16 protein-coding genes are annotated in these 19248 nt (G+C 68.1%); 8 read left to right on the top strand and 8 right to left on the bottom strand.

Translation table 11 applies throughout. The features are described from left to right. Nucleotides 1–29: 29 nt before the first annotated feature. The 7 genes from C468_RS09360 to C468_RS09385 all read right to left on the bottom strand — a co-directional run bounded on the left by C468_RS09360 (nucleotide 30) and on the right by C468_RS09385 (nucleotide 8572). The gene (locus C468_RS09360) at nucleotides 30–2084 is read right to left on the bottom strand and encodes a DEAD/DEAH box helicase (protein ID WP_008848640.1); all 2055 of its coding nucleotides are present in this window, start codon (nucleotides 2082–2084) and stop codon (nucleotides 30–32) included. 140 nt (nucleotides 2085–2224) lie between these two features. Then, nucleotides 2225–2755, bottom strand: a complete 531-nt coding sequence (locus C468_RS09365; RefSeq protein ID WP_008848641.1) for a 50S ribosomal protein L16 — start codon at nucleotides 2753–2755, stop codon at nucleotides 2225–2227. 144 nt (nucleotides 2756–2899) lie between these two features. Beyond that, complete coding sequence (gene nucS, locus C468_RS09370; protein ID WP_008848642.1) at nucleotides 2900–3640, bottom strand: endonuclease NucS; 741 nt, start codon at nucleotides 3638–3640, stop codon at nucleotides 2900–2902. 72 nt (nucleotides 3641–3712) lie between these two features. Further along, on the bottom strand, nucleotides 3713–3871 hold the full coding sequence (locus tag C468_RS18595; protein ID WP_169330902.1) for a hypothetical protein: 159 nt from the start codon (nucleotides 3869–3871) through the stop codon (nucleotides 3713–3715). Between the two features lie 55 nt (nucleotides 3872–3926). Then, the gene (locus tag C468_RS09375; RefSeq protein ID WP_008848643.1) at nucleotides 3927–5216 is read right to left on the bottom strand and encodes an adenosylhomocysteinase; all 1290 of its coding nucleotides are present in this window, start codon (nucleotides 5214–5216) and stop codon (nucleotides 3927–3929) included. A gap of 106 nt (nucleotides 5217–5322) precedes the next feature. After that, entirely contained in the window at nucleotides 5323–6573 is a 1251-nt protein-coding gene (locus C468_RS09380) for a hypothetical protein (protein ID WP_008848644.1), read from the bottom strand. A gap of 673 nt (nucleotides 6574–7246) precedes the next feature. After that, a complete protein-coding gene (locus C468_RS09385) occupies nucleotides 7247–8572 on the bottom strand; it encodes an amidohydrolase (RefSeq protein ID WP_008848645.1) in 1326 nt (441 codons plus the stop codon). Between the two features lie 119 nt (nucleotides 8573–8691). On the opposite strand from C468_RS09385, the gene C468_RS09390 reads away from it, so the two are divergent. From C468_RS09390 to C468_RS09425, 8 genes are all read left to right on the top strand, one after another. After that, nucleotides 8692–9072 carry a dihydroneopterin aldolase family protein gene (locus tag C468_RS09390; RefSeq protein ID WP_008848646.1) on the top strand — a complete coding sequence of 127 codons (381 nt, stop codon included), beginning with the start codon at nucleotides 8692–8694 and terminating at the stop codon, nucleotides 9070–9072. An 84-nt stretch (nucleotides 9073–9156) separates the two neighbouring features. Then, nucleotides 9157–11043 (top strand): ABC transporter substrate-binding protein, encoded by a 1887-nt coding sequence (locus tag C468_RS09395; RefSeq protein ID WP_080510627.1) that lies wholly within the window; start codon nucleotides 9157–9159, stop codon nucleotides 11041–11043. Between the two features lie 105 nt (nucleotides 11044–11148). Then, on the top strand, nucleotides 11149–12219 hold the full coding sequence (locus tag C468_RS09400; protein ID WP_008848648.1) for an ABC transporter permease: 1071 nt from the start codon (nucleotides 11149–11151) through the stop codon (nucleotides 12217–12219). Further along, nucleotides 12216–13958: an ABC transporter permease gene (locus tag C468_RS09405; protein ID WP_008848649.1), complete on the top strand. Its 1743-nt coding sequence runs from the start codon at nucleotides 12216–12218 to the stop codon at nucleotides 13956–13958. Before C468_RS09400 ends, C468_RS09405 begins: the two co-directional genes overlap by 4 nt. Beyond that, a complete protein-coding gene (locus C468_RS09410; RefSeq protein ID WP_008848650.1) occupies nucleotides 13958–15325 on the top strand; it encodes an ABC transporter ATP-binding protein in 1368 nt (455 codons plus the stop codon). The genes C468_RS09405 and C468_RS09410 overlap by 1 nt, the downstream gene beginning before the upstream one ends. Beyond that, complete coding sequence (locus C468_RS09415; protein ID WP_008848651.1) at nucleotides 15322–16686, top strand: ABC transporter ATP-binding protein; 1365 nt, start codon at nucleotides 15322–15324, stop codon at nucleotides 16684–16686. The genes C468_RS09410 and C468_RS09415 overlap by 4 nt, the downstream gene beginning before the upstream one ends. Before the next feature lie 2 nt (nucleotides 16687–16688). After that, a complete protein-coding gene (locus C468_RS09420; protein WP_008848652.1) occupies nucleotides 16689–17093 on the top strand; it encodes a DUF7555 family protein in 405 nt (134 codons plus the stop codon). 49 nt (nucleotides 17094–17142) lie between these two features. After that, nucleotides 17143–17709, top strand: a complete 567-nt coding sequence (locus tag C468_RS09425; RefSeq protein WP_008848653.1) for a DUF7529 family protein — start codon at nucleotides 17143–17145, stop codon at nucleotides 17707–17709. A gap of 88 nt (nucleotides 17710–17797) precedes the next feature. Here C468_RS09425 and C468_RS09430 read toward each other — a convergent pair whose 3' ends face one another. Next, nucleotides 17798–19240 carry a GTPBP1 family GTP-binding protein gene (locus C468_RS09430; protein WP_008848654.1) on the bottom strand — a complete coding sequence of 481 codons (1443 nt, stop codon included), beginning with the start codon at nucleotides 19238–19240 and terminating at the stop codon, nucleotides 17798–17800. Nucleotides 19241–19248: the final 8 nt, after the last annotated feature.

The raw sequence follows: 19248 nt of genomic DNA on the forward strand, positions 1-19248 counted from the left end.
GGTAAAGCGTTTCGTTGCGCGGCGGACTCTCACTCCTCGTCGTCGCGCAGTTGGAGGTCGGCGACGACCTGGTACGGGTCGGTCCCCTTCCGGATCGCGTCGAGCATGAAGAACGCCTCGTCGGGCGCGAGGAAGTGCCGCGTGATCCCGCGGCCGAGCGGCGTCGGCTCGAAGCCGTCGATGAACTCCCACTCCAGCAGCTTCCCGACCGCGTGCTTCGTCGGCACCTCGCCTATCATCCTGTCGTTGAGCCGCTTGGCCTTCTTGCCCGCGACGACGACGTTCGCCAGCGTCTCCTCGACCGCGGCGGTCTCGTCGTAGTGCGTCGCCACGTCCTCCATCTCGCCTTTCAGCAGGGTGAATGCGACCTCGTCCTCGGTGCGGTCCATGGAGTTGTGATACACGCCGTCGGGCTCGACGAGCAGGTAGACGCGGCCGCGGTCGTGGTAGTCCGGGCGCCCGGCCCGCCCGAGCATCTGGGAGAACTCCTGCACCGAGAGCCACTCGATCCCCATCGCCAGCGAGTCGAAGATCACCTGCGAGGCGGGGAAGTCGACGCCGGCCGCGAGCGCCGCGGTGGTGACGACCGCCGAGAGGTCCTGGTTCCCGAACTGGCGTTCCACCGTCTTCCGGCGCTTGTAGTCGAGGCCGGCGTGGTACGGCGCGGAGTCGTACCGGAGCTTCCGGCTGATCTCGTGGCAGCGCCGCCGGGAGTTCGTGAAGATGATCGTCTGGCCGCGGTACCCCTTTGACGACTTCGTGTCGAACTCGCGTTTCACGAGCTTGTCGGCGATGTCGGCCTTCTCGCGGCTGTCCGCGAAGGTGACGTGGCGCTCGATGGGGACGGGTCGCTCCTCGTACTCGATCAGCGTCGCCCGGAGCTTCTCGGCGAGCCACTCCGGGTTCCCGACCGTCGCCGAGAGGTAGACGAACTGGGTCCCGCCGTACCCCGAGTGCGTCTCCATCCGGTTCTCGCTGTAGTACTTCAGCCGCGAGATGAGGCCGTCGAGCCGGTGGCCGCGCTCGCCCTCCTTCAGGGTGTGGACCTCGTCGATGACGACGGTACCCACGTCGCCCAGGTCCTTGCCGGTCCGGAGCGCGTGGTCGATCCCCTCGTAGGTCCCGACGATCACGTCGGCGTTCGGGTCGAAGCGGTTGCCGTCGTCGTTCACCCGCGAGGAGCCGACGCGGATCGAGACGTTCAGCAGGTCGCCGTAGCGGTCCTTGAAATCCTCGTGCTTCTGGTTGGCGAGCGCGACGAGCGGGACCAGAAAGAGGAGCTTCCCGTCGCCTTTCAGCGCCCGGTCGATCCCGGTCAGCTCGCCGACGAGGGTTTTCCCGGTCGCGGTCGCGCTCACGACGAGCTGGTCTTTGCCGTCGAGCAGCCCGTTCCGCACGGAGAGACTCTGGACCGGCAGCAGCTCCTCGAAGCGGCCCTGCAGGTGCGCGGAGAGATCCGGATGCAGGTCGAGGTCCTCGGTCCGGACCGGGGAGATGTCGTCGACGTTGGCGGAGACCTCGTCGTACTTCGTGAGGTCGGGGTCGAGCCCGCCCTGCAGGAGGTTGACGATCCGGTCGAGGTCGCCCGACTCGTAGAGGAGCTCCTCCAGCCGCTCCTCGGCGGCGCCCGTGAACTCGCCTTTATAAGAGAGCTCCCGCTCCAGCTCCCGACGGGCGCAGTCGCGGCAGATCAGCTCGCCGTTGTGCTCGATCGCGCTCTCGCTCGTGATGGGACCGTACCGGCCGTCGTTCGCGCAGCGCCGGCAGGTCCGCACCGCGGTCGCTTCCAGTTGGTAGCCGTCGAGCATCGCCTTCAGGCGCGTCCGGCTCTCCGGCGACGTCTGCTCGGAGATCCGGATCCGGCCGGCCGCGCGGGCGAGGTCGACGAACTCTCCGGGCTGCCGGGGGTGGTCCTCGCCGTCACGGATCACCCGGAACTTGCCCGGGCGCGGCCCCGCGGAGGTCTCCTTGAGCTCGAGCCGCCCGCGGAGCACCCGACTCCCGTCTCGGTTCGCGACGACGGTGTAATCGCTCCGCGCCTCGTGGAGGAACAGCGTCTCGACCTCGGCCAACTGCTGTGACACTGCCGTTCGGTACGCGAGCGGGGTATTTCAGGAGTTCGGCTCGGCGTGCGACGCCGGGGCCGCGCGAGCGGCAGCGAGGCTACGCGGTGCGGTCGCACGGAAAAAGACCCGCCTCGAACGGACGGGGAGCGTCGGGGTCGTTACGAGACGAGCAGCTTCTCGCCGCGGTCGACCGTGATCCGGCACGGCGGCGAGAGCTTGTTGTACGCGCGGCGGAACGCTTCCTTCACGACGGACGCCTGATCGGCGTCGCAGTACGCCGTGAAGACGATGTCGTCCTTGTTGAGCCGCGCGGCGGTCCCGACCGGCTTGCCGAACGCCTGCCGCATCCCGTCGGAGACGCGGTCCGCGCCGGCGCCGGTCGCCTGCTTGTTCTCCCGGATGACCTGGTGGGGAAACTTGCGGAGGGTCATCTTGTAGTTGCCCTCGCCGAGCTCCTTGATGAGGTGGCGGTTCGCCGAGAGGCGCGCGCTCTCGAGCGAGCCGTGTCGGATCTGGAGCTCCTCCTCGACGCGGAGGCTGATCTGGACGGGGTAGTCGTCCGGCTCCGCGGAGAGGTCGCCCATGTTGTGCTGAGCGATCTTCGAGCCGGGAATACCCGTGATGTACTCGCGGCGGGTGTACGACGGCTTGTCGATCGTCCGATACATAGAGGCGGGTTTGTCAGACATGGCTACTTGTCCGATGTAGCCCGCGCTGCGGCGATAAAGCCTTCGATACCACGGCGCCGGCGCCGGCTCGTCGGGCGCTGTGACGGCTCTCCGGTGCGAATTGGGTCGTGTTGACACACGTCTATCGCACCCGCCGCCGCCCGATCACTCCTCCGACGTCGGGTCGAGCGCGACGTGGTCGAACCCGCGGTCCGCGAGCCGATCGGCGGCCCGGTCCGTGACCGACGGAGCGACGAGGATTCCGCGGACCGCGGGGGAGGCGTCGCCGCCCACAGCTCCCAGTTCCTCTTCGAGCGCGCGCACGTACCGAGCCAACTGGCCGACCGCGTCCGGGCCGACCCGCCGGCGTTTCAACTCGACGACGACCGGATTCCCGTCGGCGTCGACGCCGAACACGTCCATCGGGCCGGCGCTCGACGGGCGTTCGGTCTCGCGTGGCTCGAACCCCGGCTCGACGAGGTCGGGCCGTTCCAAGACCCGAGTTCGGAGGTCCTCCTCGCTGCCGTGGAGCGTGAGGTTGCGGCCGCCCGTGACGGCCATCGCGGAGAGTTGGTGGACCCGGTCGAAGCTGATGGTGAGCGTCTCGTCGGGGTTGCTCCTCGTCGAGCGCACTCGGAGTCGCCCCTCGCGGACGGCGGCGCGGTGTTCCGACCCCGGCGGCTGCCAGTTGACGGGCTGGCGCCCCTCGTCGGTGTGGACGAGGGCGGCGCCGTCGGGCTTCAACACGACCAGCCGGTCGCCGGCGCCGAGGTCGGAGGCGGCGCGCCCCTCGTAGCTGACCGTACAGCGACCGAACAGGCTGACGAGGTCGCCGCGCTCGAAGGCGTCCTCGAGCTCCCAGAGGGCCTCGCGGTGGCTCGGGTCGTGGACGCTCGTGACTGTCACTGCGAGGTGTAGGTCGGTGTCGCTGAAAAAGGGCTCGCGGCCGCGGGACGGGACTCGACGCTTCCGCCGGCGTTACGCCTCACCGCCGTCGCGTCGCGACACCGCGATGCCGGCGACGAAGAGGATCACGCCGATCGCGAAAGCGCCGACCCGCAGCGCCGTGTCCGAGACGAGGAGGCTGGCCACGATCGCAACGCCGAATCCGCCGTGAAGCACCGCCGTCAGGTTCATAGCCCCGGTAAGGCCGCCCTACACAAAAGCCGGTCGGACCGTCGGCACCGACCGCTCAGGTCCCGTGCTCCCAGCTTCCCATGTACTCGCGCTGCTCGTCGCTGAGGTCGTCGTACTCGACGCCCTCGGCGGCGAGTTTGATGTCCGCGACCTCCCGATCGAGCTCGTCGGGTACGTCGTGGACCCCGGCCTCGTAGCGCTCGCCGTTCGCCGCGAGCTCGCGCACGACGACCGCCTGGACGCCGAAGCTCTGGTCCATCACCTCGACCGGGTGGCCGAGGGCGATGGGCGCGGCGAGGTTGACGAGCCGGCCCTCCGCGATGACGTTCAGCACGCGGCCGTCGGGCATCTCGAACCCCTCGACGCCGTCGCGGACCTCGTAGCGGTCCACGGCGAGGTCGTCCAGGTGCTCGAGATTCACCTCCACGTCGAAGTGGCCGGCGTTCGCGAGGAGCACGCCGTCCTGCATCTCCTCGAAGTGCTCGCGGGTGATCACGTCGCGGTTCCCGGTCGTCGTGATGAACACGTCGCCCTTCTTCGCGGCCTCGACCATCGGCAGCACCTCGTACCCCTCCATGTGGGCCTCGAGGGCCTTCCGCGGGTCGACCTCGCAGACGATGACGTTCGCGTTCTGCCCGGACGCCTTCTTCGCGACGCCCTTCCCGCACTGACCGTAGCCGCCGACGACGACGTTCTTGCCGGCCCACGAGAGGTTCGTCGTCATCGCGATGGTCGCGAGCGACGACTCGCCCGTCCCGTGGACGTTGTCGAACAGCTGCTTCATCGGCGTGTCGTTCACGGCGAAGACGGGGTAGTGAAGCTCGCCGTCGGCGTCCATCGCGCGCAGGCGGTCGACGCCGGTGGTCGTCTCCTCGGCGCCGCCGACGATGGAGTCGACGAGCTCGGGGTACTCCTCGTGGACGAGCTTCACCATGTCCATCCCGTCGTCGACGGTGATGGTGGGCTCGTGCGCGATACAGGCGTGCATCGCGTCGTAGTACTCCCCGTCGTCGACGCCCCGGACCGCGTAGGAGGTGATCGACTCGTGGGTGTCGAGCGCGGCCGACACGTCGTCGTGCGTCGAGAGCGGATTACACCCGGTGATCGCGACCTCGGCGCCGCCGTCGGCGAGGAGCTCGACGAGGTTCGCCGTCTTCGCCTCGACGTGCATCGCCATCGCGATCGTCTCGCCCTCGAGCGGCCGCTCGTCGACGAACTCCTCGCGGAGCGCGTTCAGGATCGGCATGTGCTGGAGCGCCCAGTCCATCTTCCGGCGCCCCTCCTCACGGGCCGCCTCGAGGTCCGAGAGATGCTGTGACACCGGCGAATACGCGGTTTCGCTCATACCCTTCGGTTCGCTCACGGCGCACTAAACCCTGCCGACACCGAGCGCGTTTCGGAAAAGAACCGGCGGCGGTGCGTCGGCGGACCGGCGCGAGACGCGCCGTCAGTTACTGCGGGCCGTTGCCCTGACCGTTGCCGTTACCCGGGCCGTTCCCGGCGTCGTCGTCATCGTCTTCCTCGTCGCTCTCGACGTCCTCGTCGTCGCTGTCGTCGTCGCCGTCGTCACCGTCCGGGCCGGCGTCGCTCGGCGGTCCCTGCTCGCTGCCGTTCCCGTTGCCCTGACCGGCGTGGTCGGGCGCGTTACCGGGGCCGTCGCTCGCGTTGCCCGCGTCGCTTCCGTTACCCGCGTCGTCCGGGCCGCCCGGGCTCCCGGCGTGGTCCGGGGCGTTCCCCGGGTTATTCTCTGTCGCGAAGTCGGAGACGGCGGCACCGATGCCGCCCTCGCGGTCCTGCAGGCGGTCGATGAAGTCCTGCATCAGCTGGCCGAAGGACTGCTCCTCGGCCTCGGGGACCAGGTCGACCGTCTCCGTGACGGAGTCGTTCTCGTACTCGGCCGTCACGTCGACCGTCACGTCCTCCTCGGCGGCGTCGAGGGTGACGGTGCCGTTCTCGTCGGTCTCATAGTCGCCCGCGCCGACGTACGTGGCGTTCTCGTCGGCGGCGGTGACGTTCACCGAAGCGTTCTCCGCGGCCTCGCCGTCGTCGGTGACCGTCACGACCGGCTCGCCGTCGGCGTCACTCACGTCGAGCGCGAGCCCCTCGGGGGTCTCGAGGTCGACCGTCTCCGTGACGGAGTCGTTCTCGTACTCGGCGGTCACGTCGACCGTCACGTCCTCCTCGGCGGCGTCGAGGGTGACGGTGCCGTTCTCGTCGGTCTCATAGTCGCCCGCGCCGACGTACGTGGCGTTCTCGTCGGCGGCGGTGACGTTCACCGAAGCGTTCTCGACCGCGGTGTCGTCGTCCGTCACCGTCACGACGGGCTCGCCGTCGGTGTCCTCGACGTCGAGTTCGAGGCCGTCGGGGGCCTCGAGGTCGGCCGTCGTCGAGGCGGTCCGGTTCTCGCTACTCGCCGTCACGTTCACCGTCACGTCCTCCTCGGGGACTGGGAGGTCGACGGTGCCGTTGGCGTCCGTCTCGTACTCGCCCGTTCCCGCGTACGACTCGTTCGCGGGGTCGACGACGCTCACGTTCACCGAGGCGTTTTCGACCGCGGTGTCGTTCTCGGTCACCGTGACCGTCGGTTCTTCGTCCGCGTCGTCGACGGCCACGCCGAGGTCGCCCTCGGCGGCCGCGACGCCGGTCATCGCGCCGAGCGCGACGACCGCGATCAACAGTAGGGGAATCGTGCGTTTGCTCATGTCCACTCGGGTCGTGACGCTGTTACCGTATAAAAACGGAACTCGGTTAAGCCGGTTTAAACCGGATTGTATCCGGGTTAACGGCTCGCTGTCGACTGTTTCGGTGTTTCGGCGGGATCGGCGGTTAATCGGCCCTGACCGGCGTCGGTTTCTGGTCGGATGGGGTCGGTCCGCGGCTCGGGCGCAGTTCGATCACCGATCGATGGTGTCGGTAGCGAACCAGATCGGGAGCGGGTGTTGCAGATCGGCGGCTGCGATACGATATTTAAATACCCGTGAGCGACGGCAACGATCGCTTATAAATGAACGTGGCGGTGGCGCGCCCCGGTGAGCGGCCTCGAGGCCGCTCACCGACGGTGCGAGGGAGTCGGTCGCCGCAGGCGACCGACGANTGGTGCGCGTGCGAGGGAGTCGCTGGTGCCCGAAGCGAAGCGGAGGGTGCCAGCGACGAGGCTGGGGAGGCGTGAGGTGCGGGGCTGTGCGGTCGGGCGGGATTCAAATGGGCAGCAGCGAGCGTGCGCTGCCCTCGCTGCTGGGGCTTTGGAGATCTTCAGCGCGTAGTCGTCATATAAATAGCCGCCAGCAACACCGCTCGTCACTTATAAACAGCCGATCAATCGAATTGACACACATACTCCCGCTGTCGAGCACGAGCGCCGAATTCGCCTCATTCCTATTCCTCGACCCGATCGACGAGGTCGCTCGCTGCTTCTGCGGCCCGCTCCTGAACCGCGTCGGCGTCGAGCGTCAGGACTTCCCGGTCGCGCATCAGCACCTCGCCGTCGCAGACCGTGTGTCGCACGTCGCTCCCGCGCGCCGCGTACGCGAGGTGGGAAACGGGGTCGTGGACCGGGGTCAGGTGCGGCGCGTCGAGGTCGACGACCGCGAGGTCGGCGGCCGCTCCCGGCTCGATCCGCCCGCCGGGCAGGCCGAGGGCCTCGGCCCCGCCGGCGGTCGCCATCTCCACGACCGCTTCGGCGGGGACCGCGCTCGCGTCGTCCGCGGCGAGCTTCCCGAGCATCGCGGCGTCGCGCATCTCGTCGAACACGTCGAGGTCGTTGTTCGAGGCCGCCCCGTCGGTGCCGAGCGCGACCGTCACGCCCGCGTCGCGGAGCCGCTGGACCGGGGCCATCCCGCTGGCGAGCTTCATGTTCGAGGCCGGGCAGTGGACGACCGCGGTCCCCGCGTCGGCGAGCCGGCCGATCTCCGAGTCGTCGACGTGGACCCCGTGCGCGAAGAAGTCGTCCGGGCCGAGCGCGTCGAGATCCTCCGCGTACGCGATCGGGCGCTCCCCGCGCTCTTCGACGATCGGGTCGACCTCGTCCGCCGTCTCGTTCGCGTGGAGGTGGACCGGGACGCCCGCCTCGCGCGCCGCCGCGACGCCCTCGCGGAGGAACTCCTCCCCGACCGTCGTCAGCGAGTGCGGCATGAACGCCGTTCGGACCCGCCCGTCTGCGGCGCCGTCGAGCTCGCGGGCGACCCGCAGGCTCTCCTCGACGTCGGCGCGGGCGTCCCGGTCGTCTTTGCCAACGGTGACCACGCCGTGCCCGAGTCGTGCGCGCAGGCCGGCGCGGTCGACCACGTCCGCGACGCGGTCCATCGCGAAGTACATGTCCGCGAACGCGGTCGTCCCCGACCGGATCATCTCCAAGACGCCGAGCTCGGCGCCCGTCTCGATGTCGTCCGGCGTGAGCTCGGCCTCGGCCGGCCAGATGTCCTCGCGCAGCCACGGGTCGAGCGGCTTGTCGTCGGCGTACCCGCGGAGCAGCGTCATCGCGGCGTGCGTGTGGGCGTTGACGAGCCCGGGGATCACGAGCCCGCCGTCGGCGTCGAGGGTCTCGCCGGCGCCCGCGTCGCTCCCGCCCGTTCCGCCACCGCTCGCGGTCTCGTCGCCCACCGCGACGATCGCCCCGGCGTCGCGGTCGATCGTCACGTCCGACTCGGTCACGCGGCCGTCGGGTCGGAGCACCCGCCCGCCCGTCACGCGAAGCGTGTTCATGGGCTCCGGTTCCGGCCGGCGGACCTAACGCCTTCCGTTCGGCGGTGGCGCGCCGCGCGGGTCGTCGGCGACCGGTTCGTCCCCGAACGTTCTTTTCCCGTCGCCGCCGGAGTTCACATATGCCAACCGACGCCCAACAGGCGTGTTTCGAGGCGGGGATCAAGTTCGGGTCGCTGTACCACCAGTTCGCCGGCACGCCCGTCAGCCCGTCGAGCACGCGGAGCCTGGAGGCCGCGATGGCGGAGGCGATCGAGAACCAGCCGTTCTGCGAGTCGGTGTCCGTCGATATCCACGACGACCGCGTCGCGGACGCCATCGACCACGAGAACGGTTACACCGAGCTGACCGGCTCGCTGATGGACGTCGAGATGCGGATCGAACGCGAGGGCGTGACGGTTCGCACCCGGATGGCGATGGACGACGGGTACCCGCTGATGGAACTGGTCGAGGTGACCGACGACGAGGCGGGCGGGACCACTCGACACGACGCGATCAACTAAGCGTTCACTCGCACGCGAATTCCCTCCCGGACTGTACGGAACTTTGAGGAAGACTTTAGTATATTGTACCGAAATCAGTGTACCATGCCCGATCCAGCAAACGGAGAGGCAGTTGAGAGCTCAAAGCGACGACGGCTACTCGGCCTCCTTGGCGGCGGGGCGGCGGTAAGCCTCGCCGGCTGTTCCGATCAGGAGCCCTCCGACGGTGACGACGGTAGCGACGGCTCGGACGGCGAAGACGGAATGGACGGCGAAGACGGTGAAGACGGTGAAGACGGTGGCGACGAGCCCGAGCGGACCAACGCCGACAAGGCGCAGGCCGCTTGGGAGCGCGCGACTAGCAACCCCCTCCCGGAGGACGAGGACCTCCGACAGGAGGCGTACATCGAGATGGAGGAGGCGCTCCGCGACGACGCCGGCCTCATCCCCCTGTACCACGGCCTCACCGAACGGTTCTGGTACGACTACGTCGACGTGCCGCTCTCCGGGGCGCTCGGCGCCCACTGGCAGCAGTACAACACGACGACCGTCGAGGGCGACACCGACCTCAACTTGGTCAACAGCACCTTCGACGAGCTCGACCCTATCATGTCCACCGACACGGCGTCGTCGGCGGTCATCACGCAGATCTACGAGAACCTCACGGCGTTCCCCAACGGGGTCCCGGAGATCGAAAACCAGCTCATGTCGGAGTACGAGGTCTCCGAGGACGGCACCACGTGGACGTTCACGCTCCGCGACGACGTCCAGTTCCACGACGGCACGGAGATGACGGCCCAAGACGTGAAGTACTCCTGGCGCCGAACCGTCGAGTCAGAGAACTCCGAGCGCGCGAGCTTCACCACCAATCAGCCCGTCGGGCTCGGTATCGACGTCGAGACGGACGACGACGGCAACGTCGTCTCTGACTCGCTCGCGGTTGAGGTCATCGACGACTACACCATCGAGATCCAGCTCTCCGGTCCGAACCCCGACGTGCTCGACGTCATCGCGTACTCCAGCTTCGCCGTGATTCCGGAGGGGTACGTCGGCGACATCGACGGGTACGACGGGGAGGTGTCCCACCAGGAGTTCTCGACCGAGGTCGCGAACGGGACCGGACCGTTCGAACTCGGCGAGTTCAACGTCGACGAGGACGTCACCGTCGTCCGCAACGACGACTACTACGGCGAGGTCGCCGACGTGGAGGAGGTCAACTGGGAGATCATCGAGGACACTCAGGCGGCGTGGACGTACGCCCTCGAACAGAACGCCGACATCTTCGCCGTGCCGACCTTCGCGTACGAGCAGGACGCGATCGACGCCGAGACTGACGACCGCGGCCGCGAAGTCGGGACGTACGGTCCGGAAGGCGAGCTGAACGAGGAAGTCAACTACCTCGGCGTCTCGGAGATCAGCACGTTCTACTTCGGCTTCAACGTCTCGAACACGCAGCGGGCGGTTCGTCAGGCGATCGCCTACGTGATGAACAAAGAGCAGATCGTCCAAGACGTGTTCGCCGGCCGCGGGACGCCGGCATACAGCTTCCTGCCGCCGGCGATCTGGCCGACCGGAAACGACGGCTACAACACCTTCCTCGACGAGTACCCGTACAGCCTCGGCGAGAGCGACCTTCAGGGCGCCCAGTCGGTCCTGCAAGAGGCCGACATCACGTCCGACGACCCGGTCGACCTGACGCTCACCACCTACGAGAGCGAGGTGTTCCAGACGGCCGGCGAGCTCATCCGCGACCTGATCTCCGGTACCGGGATCAACATGTCGCTGGAGACGGCGCAGTTCTCCACCCTGCAGAGCCGCGGTGAGGACGGCGATCTCGAGATGTACAGCCTCGGGTGGATCTGGAGCTGGCCCGCCGTCCCGTACGGGATGTTCCAGCTCGAGCCGCTCAACACCGACACGTCGACCATGCCCAGCGAGACCAACGGGTTCTACCTCGACTGGCAGACCCAACTCGAGGAAGAAGCCGAGTAGACCCGCTCGGCCTCCCATTATCGAAGCATTTAGTTACTGAACGAGATACCCTCTCATATCGAGTCGATCCATGCCCACCACGACCTCAAGAGACTGTAAGATACCATGAGCCGCTGGGAGTACTTCGCCAAGCGACTGCTCCTCACGATCCCCGTGTTGTTCTCCGTCCTGACCTTCCTGTTCATCATGCTCCGGGCGGGGCCGATCGACCCGGTCGCCGCACGGCTCGGTCCCCAAGCGGGCGCGGCGGACAGGGAGGCGATCCGGGAGCGGCTGGGTCTCAACGACCCGCTGTGGGAACAGTACGTCGACTTCATCACCGACTTCCTCACGTTCAACTTCGGCCAGTCGTGGGTGGTGCAGGCCGAGCGGGACATCCTCGACATCGCGGTCAGCGCCGCGCCGGCGACGCTCTGGCTGGGAGCGTGGGCGATCCTGCTGCCGCTTTTCATCGGGATCCCCCTGGGCTTCTACGCCGGACTGAATCCCAACACCCTCGGCGACTACACGGCCTCCCTCGGCGGCATCGTCTGGCAGGCGCTCCCGAACTTCTGGCTGAGCGTGATGGCGCTGGCGCTGCTCCGGCGCACCCGTGAGGGCGGCGAGCTGCTCGGGATCAACTGGTACACGCTCGGTCCGGACTTCGCGGCCCGGGACATCAGTATCACCGGTACGCCGCGACTCGAGTGGTTCTCGACCACCGACGTCCTCATGCTCCCGGTCCCCTACATCAGCGACTGGACGGCGCTCGCCATCGACATCAAGCTCATCCTCCCGCCGGCGCTCATCCTCGGCTCGGCGTCGATGGCGGCGGAGCTACGCATCGGGCGAACTGCGATGCTGGAGACGGTTAACTCGAAGTTCGTCGAGACCGCGAAAGCGAAGGGCCTCTCCAACCGCGTGATCGTCTGGAAGCACATCTTCCGGAACGCGCTGATCCCGCTGCTGCCGGTCATCACGAGCGAGGCGTTCCTGCTCATCGGCGGCTCCGTCATCGTCGAACAGATCTTCAACATCAACGGGCTCGGGCGGATCTTCTTCCAGTCGCTCACACAGGGCGACCTGCCGATGGCCGGGGCCTTGCTGTTCATCTTCACGGTGATCATCCTGGGACTCAACATCCTCCAGGACTTCCTGTACACCGTCATCGATCCCCGCGTGGGGTACGACCAATGAGTACGAGACAGAGCGATTCCACGGGCGAGTTCGACGAACGGGACGACGAGAAGCTGTTCCGGGACCGCATCCGGGAGAACCCGCGGCCGGCGATGGTGTGGCTCGCCGGGCTCGCGTTCCTGCTTCTGCTCGAGATCGGTCGCGTGTTCGCCGGAATCGGTCAGGCGTTCGGCATCGTCGGCTTCGTCGTCGAGATCCTCGCCGGTATCCCGGTCTCCGTCGGCGACAACGTCGCCGGGACGCTCGGCGGCGCGGCCGGGTTCGTCGCGACGGCCGTCACGGCCGTCCTGATGGCGTTCGCGCTCACGGTCCCCGTCTCCCCGAGCCTGCCCGACAGCGCCGTCGACATCCTCGGACTCGACCTCTCGCGGCGGGGAACCCGCTGGGCGAAGCGCGTCGAGCTGACGTTCGTTCTCGTCGCCGCTGCCGGGCTCGTCGCGTACACTCCGGTCGGCGGCGCGTTCTCCGCGCTGATCGGTGCGATCACGGGTGGCGTCGACGCACTCACCGCCTCTCTGCCCTCGATCACGAGCCGCGATCTGATCCCGAACACCGGACACCGGCTCCCCGAAGGCGGCTGGGAGGGGACGTTCCTCGGCCTCTCGCCCGCGGTCGCGTGGGCGATCCGGACTGGACTCGTGTTCGCGTACGCCGTGACGTTCATCGTCTGGCTGTGGCGCGGTTTCAACGTCTACCGGACGCACTACCGGGCTGCCGACTGGACGCCGAGAGACGACACGGTCCGGCGGTTCCGGAACAACTACTGGGGGCTGTTCGGCTTCGCGATCGTCTTCCTGTTCGTCGTGTTGGCCCTGTGGGCGCCGGCGGTGAGCCCGGTCGAGGCCCAGCACAACATCTACGAGCCCAACGCGCACGAGTTCGAGTACCTCACTGAGAACGGCGAGGTCACGTCGACCACGCACGTGTTCGCGAACCTCCAGAGCCGCTCCGACGGCCAGAACACGGTCGGGCTGATGAGCTACGACGACTACGACAGGTGGGCACCGCTCGGGACGACGAACAGGGGTCAAGACATGATGACGCACCTCTCGTACGGCGCCCGGACCTCGCTCACGATCGGCATCACGGCGATCGGCCTCGGGGCGCTCATCGCGGTCGTCCTCTCTCTCGTGTCGTCGTACTACAAGGGAGTCACCGACATCGCGACCGTGATGGCGAGCGACACCATTCAGGCCGTCCCGGCGCTGCTCCTGATCATGCTCGTCTCCGTCGTCTTCCAAGAGGCGGACCACCCGATCGCCCAACCGCTCGACGGCGGGCTCCTGTTGGCGCTGATCTTCGCGTTCGCCTACTGGCCGGGGATGTGGCGTTCGATACGTGGCCCCTCGCTACAGGTCTCCGAACAGGAGTGGGTCGACGCCGCGAAGAGCTACGGCCAGACGCCCTTACAGACGATGCGCAAACACATGGCACCCTACATCGCCGGGTACATCCTGATCTACGGATCGCTTCTGATCGGCGGCGTGATCATCTCGACCGCCGCGCTGACCTTCCTCGGGCTCGGCATCAACCCACCGACCCCCGAGTGGGGACGACTCATCGACGGCGGGCAGTCGTACGTCTCGACCGACTCCTGGCACGTCGCGACCGTTCCCGGGATCGCGATCGTCTTGGTCGTGATCGCGTTCAACGCGCTCGGTGACGCGATCCGGGACGCGATCGATCCGGAGGCCGACGTGGACGAAAGCGAGGCCGCCGCCACCGGAGGTGGTGCGTGATGGCCGCCGAGGAGCGGTCCGCGTCCACGGACGCGGCCGCGGCGACCGACGAGGGTCGGAGCGACGATCCGCTCATCGACGTTCGGAACCTCCAGACCGCCTTCTTCACCGACAAGGAGACGATCCGCGCCGTCGACGGGATCGACTTCCAGATCGACTCCGGACAGACGGTCGGCATCGTCGGCGAGAGCGGGAGTGGCAAAAGCGTCACGGCCCGCTCGCTGATGGGGCTGATCGAGTCTCCCGGACGCGTGCTCCAGGGCAGCAGCGTTCGCTATCGCGACCTCGACGCAGTCCGTGAGTTCGCCCGCGCGTTCCCGAAACGGACGGTCGCGGTCGAGGACCTCGACGCGCGGTACGACCCCGCCGAGGTGTTCGGCCAGACCGCCGCGACCCCGGCGGAGTTCGGGTACACGGACCCCGAAGACGTGCCCGTGGTCGACGTGGCCGCGGCGGGATACACCGACGAGGCGGGAATCACGGACGGCGACGAGTGCGTCTTCGTCCTCGACGGCGACGGCGGTTCGCCCGAATCGATCCGTGACGGGTTCGTCGAGGTCACTCGCCTCTCCGGTAAGGCTCAGCGTAAGATCCGCGGGAACCGGATCGCGATGGTGTTCCAGGACCCGTTGACCAGCCTCAATCCGGTCTACACGGTCGGCAACCAGATCGTAGAGGCGTTGGAGCTCCATCAGGGCCTCTCCGGGAAAGCGGCCGCACAGGAGGCCGCGGACCTGCTCGAAGCGGTCGGGATCCCGGACGCGCGCCGCCGCGTCAACGAGTACCCGCACCAGTTCTCCGGCGGGATGCGTCAGCGCGCGGTCATCGCGATGGCGCTCGCGTGCGAGCCCGATATGCTGATCTGCGACGAGCCGACCACCGCGCTCGACGTGACGATCCAGGCGCAGATCCTGGACCTGATCGCGGACATCCAGGAGTCGCGAGACGTGGCCGTGATGTTCATCACCCACGACATGGGCGTGATCGCCGACGTCTCCGACCGGGTCAACGTGATGTACGCCGGCGAGATCGTCGAGTCCGCGGACGTGGGACCGCTGTTCGCGGACCCGAAACACCCGTACACTAACGGGCTCCTCGACTCGATCCCGGGCGGACAGGTCGGCGACAAGCTGTCGACGATCGACGGCAGCGTCCCGACCCCGAACGAGCCGGCGACGTACTGCCGGTTCGCGCCGCGGTGTCCGAAGGCGTTCGATGAGTGCGAGTCGGTCCACCCGGTCCCGACGCCCGTCGACGAGGAGAGCGACGACCACACGGCGGCGTGCCTGCTGTACCCGGACGACGTCTCGACGGAGGACGCCGTCGCGCGCCATCAGGGGCGGGACCGACGAGGTGATCGCGAATGAGCCAGAACACAGTTTCGACGACGCCAGGCGCCGAGGCGGAGACCGCGCCCGACACGATGGTAAAGGTGCGGGACCTGAAGACGTACTACGACAGCGGCGGGCTCTTCGACGACCGCCCCGTCAAGGCGGTCGACGGCGTCAGCTTCGACATCTACAGGGGTGAGACGCTCGGCCTCGTCGGCGAGTCCGGCTGCGGGAAGACCACCCTCGGCCGAACGCTCATCCAGCTCGAAGCGGCCACCGGCGGCGAGGTCCTGTTCGATGGCACCGACATCACGTCGCTGCGAGGCGATCAGCTCTACGAGTGGCGCCAGAACGCCCAGATGGTGTTCCAGGACCCCGACTCGAGCCTGAACGACCGGATGACGATCGGGGAGATAATCAGGGAGCCGCTCGACGTTCACGACTGGAAGACGCCCGCCGACCGCCGGGAGCGAGTCAAGGCGCTGTTGGACGAGGTCGGGCTCTCGTCGGAGCACTACTACCGGTATCCGCACCAGTTCTCAGGCGGTCAGCGCCAGCGGATCGGCATCGCTCGGACGCTCTCGTTGAACCCCGATTTCATCGTGCTCGACGAGCCGGTGAGCGCGCTCGACGTCTCGGTGCAGGCCGAGATCATCAACCTGCTCGAGGATCTCCAGGACGAGTTCGACCTCACGTACCTGTTCATTGCACACGACCTCTCCGTGGTCCGGCACATCTGCGACCGGGTCGCGGTGATGTACCTCGGCAACATCATGGAGATCGGGCCGACCGAGGAGCTGTTCACCGACCCGGCGAACCCGTACACACACGCGCTCCTCTCGGCGATCCCCAAGCCGGACCCAACCGCGAGCCGCGACCGGATCACGCTCCACGGCACGCCGCCGAACCCGCGGTACCCGCCGACGGGTTGTCCGTTCAGCACGCGGTGTCCGGCCCGCATCCGCCCCGACGAGTACGAGGACCTGTCCGACGAGCTCTGGGACGGGATCAACGGGTTCCGCGAGATCATCCGCGAGCGCATGCGAGCCGACCGCTCGATCCGCGAGCGGGTCCGCGAGCGGTTCGGCATGGAGACCCGCTTCGCCACGATGGACGAGACGTACGACGAGCTGTTCGGCGATGTCGCGGTGCCCGACGAGGTCGATCGCGTGCTCACCGACGTCGCCGACATCGCGTCCGAACACGACGAGCAGGACGCCATCGACCGACTCAACGCCGAGTTCGGCAGCATCTGTGACGGCGTCGACCCCAACGGTGGCGCCGGCGAAATCGAGCCCGAGTACTACGAGGTAAGCGACAGCGGCCGCCTGAGCTACTGTCACCGCCACGACGAGGAACACCGAGAGACGGCGACCGTAATCGACGACCGCAGCTGACGATGGACATTCCTCGGGCGGTCTCGCTGCGTGCCCGCGCGTGGGCCGACGCGCTGGCCTACGCGCTCGCCGTGGCGGCCGCCGTGACGCTCGTCGCGCTGGCACTCGGGCTCGCGACGGGGGGAGGGTTCGTCCGAGGAAAGGTCCTGTCGTTCGTCGCCGGGTGGCTCCTCGTCGCCTACGCCACGGTCCGGTTATGGCCCTCTTCTGTCGACGATCTCGAGGGGCCGTCGGTGAGCGCGCGCGGCACGCGCTTCGAGGGACTCGTCCGTTCTGTTCCGCCGATCCGTTGGATTCGGCTCCCGGCGCCGCCAGAGCGGGTCCGCGTCGCCGCAAAAGTGTTCCTCGCCGGCGTCGTCACGCTCGCGGGGTCGCTGTTGATGGAGGCCGCCTTCGGCGTGGCCTGAGAGGCCTCGAAAAGAGTTATCCTCCTCCCCCGACCAGTTGCACACAACAATGGACCCCGACGAGGACCCCTTCGTCCGTCAGCGACAGCGGCTCGGCGAGGAGCATATCACTGCGTGGGAGCAGACGCTCGAGGAGACCGACATGCTCGCGGAGGACCGGCGCGAGGACGGATGGGACGCCGCCGTCGTCATGGTCCCGCACACCGACACGGTCAGCAGAGACATGAAGGATCACGACCGGTTCGGGCTGATGCACGTGGTACCGAACAACTACGCCGACACGTTCGTCGAGGCGTACGATGAGGAGGCGTACACCGAGTACCTCGTGTACGGAGACGCCATCGACGGCGTGATGTACGTCGCCATCGAGCTCATCGACCCGGACGCGAAGCGGTCGATCTTCGTCCCGTGTACGTACGACATGACGATGTCGGAGGGGATGACGAAGTCCGCCCTCGACGAGGGCGCGCTGTACAGCTACTTCAAGACCATCTCCGGCGAGATTCTCGGTCGATTCCGGTACGAGGAGTTCGAGCCGCTCGTCGCGCCCCCGAACGGGAACGGGATCGCGGGCGTGGCCGACGTCGGCGACGTGACCGACAACGGCGACGCCTAACGACCGCGTCACTCCTCGCGACCGACGGTTCCGCCTTCGCCAGCCTCTCCGATCGACCGCACGGTCCCGACGCCCTNTGCCAGCCCGCTCAGAGATGTGTATAAGAGACAGCCTGGATCCGGGTCGGGTGGTTCAGGACCATCACCTCGGCCTCGAACTCGCGGACCGGGTCAGGATCGCCCTCGCGGGGCACCAGGGCCATCCCGCGTTCGATCTCCGACTCGTCGACTCCCTTCAGCGCGATCCCGACGATCCGACCGGCGGTCGCCTTGTCGACCCGGTGGTAGTGCATCTCGATCGAGCGCACCTCTACCTCGCGAAAGGAGCCGTCGGCCATCGGCCCCAAGAGGAGCTCGTCGCCGGCCTCGACCGTGCCGGAGTTGACCGTGCCGGACGCCACCGCGCCGACGCCGGTCACCTTGTAGCTCCGATCGACGTACAGCCGGAACTCCGCGCGCTCCGGGGTCGCCCGCTTCGGGAGCGTCTCGAACAGCCGGTCGAGCGTCCCGATCCCCTCCTTCGTCACCGCGCTGGTGCGGAGGAGCGGGACGACCCCGTCGCCGACCTCCGCGACCGCCGTCTCGATCCCGTGGCGGTCGACGAGGAGCGGGGTCTGGCCGGCGTCCCGGAGCGTCGACTCCACCTCGCGCTCGACCTCGGCGAGCTGTTCGTCGCTCACGGCGTCGGCCTTCGTGATCGCGACGATCGTCGGCAGCTCCGTCGCCAGCAGGATGCCGAGGTGCTCGCGGGTCGTCTTCGTCGGGCCGTCGTCGGCGGCGACGACGAGGAGCCCGTAGTCGAGCTTCTGGCCGACCAGCCCGCGGATCGTCGTCCGGAGCCAGGGCTCGTGGCCGACCGTGTCGACGAACGAGACCAGCCGGTCAGCCTCCTCGACGATCCGCGCGCGGTCGGACTTGCGGTGCGGATTGTCCATCCGGACCGGCTCCTCACCGCCGTCCTCGAAGCCGTAGACGGCGTACGACAGGTCGGCGGAGAGCCCCCGCTCGACCTCGTGGGGCTGGACGTCGAGGAAGCCGCGGGTGCCGCCCTGTCCGTCGTCGGCCCGGCCGGTGACGAGGGTGCCGACGAGCGTCGACTTCCCGTGGTCGACGTGGCCGGCCGTCCCGATCACGAGGTGGTCGTCGTCCGTCTCGAACATCCCGCCGTCGCGGAGCGTGGCGAGGCCGACGAGCCCCTCGGAACTGCCGTTGCCCGCGGAGCCGGCGCTCCACGTCTCCACGTCGGCGATGTGGGCGTCCGCCTCGTCGGCCAGAAGCGAGAGGACGTCCATCGTCTCGGAGAAGGACTCGGGCGAGACGCCGGCCAACCCGCCGTCGTCGGTGACCCCGAGGACGTAGGTGGCCTCGCCGTCGCCGGAGAGCACGCGGTGGCGGAGCTGGGCGACGAGCGACTCCATGCGCCCGTCGGCCAAGTGGACCTCGCGAGTCAGCCGCTCCTTGAACTCGATCGCGCCGCCGTCGCGCTCGCCGCGCTCGATGGCCCGCCGGAGGGCGGACCGGTCAGCGCTCATGCCCGTTC

The organism is Halorubrum kocurii JCM 14978, from assembly GCF_000337355.1.
GTDB classification, from domain to species: Archaea; Halobacteriota; Halobacteria; order Halobacteriales; family Haloferacaceae; genus Halorubrum; species Halorubrum kocurii.

Bases quoted from the DNA above. Each gene is read 5' to 3' on its own strand.
- C468_RS09365 (WP_008848641.1), bottom strand. From the start codon at position 2,755: ATGTCTGACAAACCCGCCTCTATGTATCGGACGATCGACAAGCCGTCG.
- C468_RS18595 (WP_169330902.1), bottom strand. From the start codon at position 3,871: ATGAACCTGACGGCGGTGCTTCACGGCGGATTCGGCGTTGCGATCGTG.
- C468_RS09375 (WP_008848643.1), bottom strand. From the start codon at position 5,216: ATGAGCGAAACCGCGTATTCGCCGGTGTCACAGCATCTCTCGGACCTC.
- C468_RS09380 (WP_008848644.1), bottom strand. From the start codon at position 6,573: ATGAGCAAACGCACGATTCCCCTACTGTTGATCGCGGTCGTCGCGCTC.
- C468_RS09385 (WP_008848645.1), bottom strand. From the start codon at position 8,572: ATGAACACGCTTCGCGTGACGGGCGGGCGGGTGCTCCGACCCGACGGC.
- C468_RS09390 (WP_008848646.1), top strand. From the start codon at position 8,692: ATGCCAACCGACGCCCAACAGGCGTGTTTCGAGGCGGGGATCAAGTTC.
- C468_RS09395 (WP_080510627.1), top strand. From the start codon at position 9,157: ATGCCCGATCCAGCAAACGGAGAGGCAGTTGAGAGCTCAAAGCGACGA.
- C468_RS09400 (WP_008848648.1), top strand. From the start codon at position 11,149: ATGAGCCGCTGGGAGTACTTCGCCAAGCGACTGCTCCTCACGATCCCC.
- C468_RS09405 (WP_008848649.1), top strand. From the start codon at position 12,216: ATGAGTACGAGACAGAGCGATTCCACGGGCGAGTTCGACGAACGGGAC.
- C468_RS09410 (WP_008848650.1), top strand. From the start codon at position 13,958: ATGGCCGCCGAGGAGCGGTCCGCGTCCACGGACGCGGCCGCGGCGACC.
- C468_RS09415 (WP_008848651.1), top strand. From the start codon at position 15,322: ATGAGCCAGAACACAGTTTCGACGACGCCAGGCGCCGAGGCGGAGACC.
- C468_RS09420 (WP_008848652.1), top strand. From the start codon at position 16,689: ATGGACATTCCTCGGGCGGTCTCGCTGCGTGCCCGCGCGTGGGCCGAC.
- C468_RS09425 (WP_008848653.1), top strand. From the start codon at position 17,143: ATGGACCCCGACGAGGACCCCTTCGTCCGTCAGCGACAGCGGCTCGGC.
- C468_RS09430 (WP_008848654.1), bottom strand. From the start codon at position 19,240: ATGAGCGCTGACCGGTCCGCCCTCCGGCGGGCCATCGAGCGCGGCGAG.